Below are 435 nucleotides of genomic sequence, written 5' to 3'. Positions count from 1 at the left end.
GGGGGCGCAAAGGCGCATGGCCTTGGCATGGACAAGCCGCTTCCCGCCAACCGGCAGCGCGCGACGCAGCGCCCCGCGCCCTTTGCCAAGCCCGCCCACTGGACCGATGCGCCGGCCCCGCCCCCGCGCGTTGCCGAGCCGACGCAAGACCCTGACGGCCTTGACCCAACCCGCTATGGCGATTGGGAAAAGAACGGGATTGCGATCGACTTCTGAACGGAGTGTCGGGCCGCCTCAGGCCAGGCCCAGGCGATCGGCATAGATCAGCCGGCCTGCGGCGAGACGCCACAGCGCTTGCGTAAAATCGGCCTCGGGCATGGCAAAGCAGCCATCGCTGCGCCCGAGCTTGCCCCATTTGGCCAGCATGTCCGGGTTGGCATACCACGCCGGGTGGACGACGATGGCACGGTCCTGCGCCATGTTGTTATCGGGATC

The 435-nt window shown here is 68.0% G+C and carries 2 protein-coding genes; one reads left to right on the top strand and one right to left on the bottom strand.

All coding sequences use genetic code 11. The features are described 5' to 3' along the window. A partial coding sequence (locus H926_RS0121835) for a DUF1674 domain-containing protein (RefSeq protein ID WP_022678148.1) occupies positions 1-216 on the top strand: 216 nt, incomplete at its 5' end. An 18-nt stretch (positions 217-234) separates the two neighbouring features. Here H926_RS0121835 and H926_RS35200 read toward each other — a convergent pair. Then, a partial coding sequence (locus H926_RS35200) for a murein L,D-transpeptidase catalytic domain-containing protein (protein ID WP_237741150.1) occupies positions 235-435 on the bottom strand: 201 nt, incomplete at its 5' end.

Origin of the sequence: Novosphingobium sp. B-7, assembly GCF_000410615.1 — a bacterium.
Lineage (GTDB): Bacteria > Pseudomonadota > Alphaproteobacteria > Sphingomonadales > Sphingomonadaceae > Novosphingobium > Novosphingobium capsulatum.
This window is presented reverse-complemented; position numbering and strand designations above follow the sequence as displayed.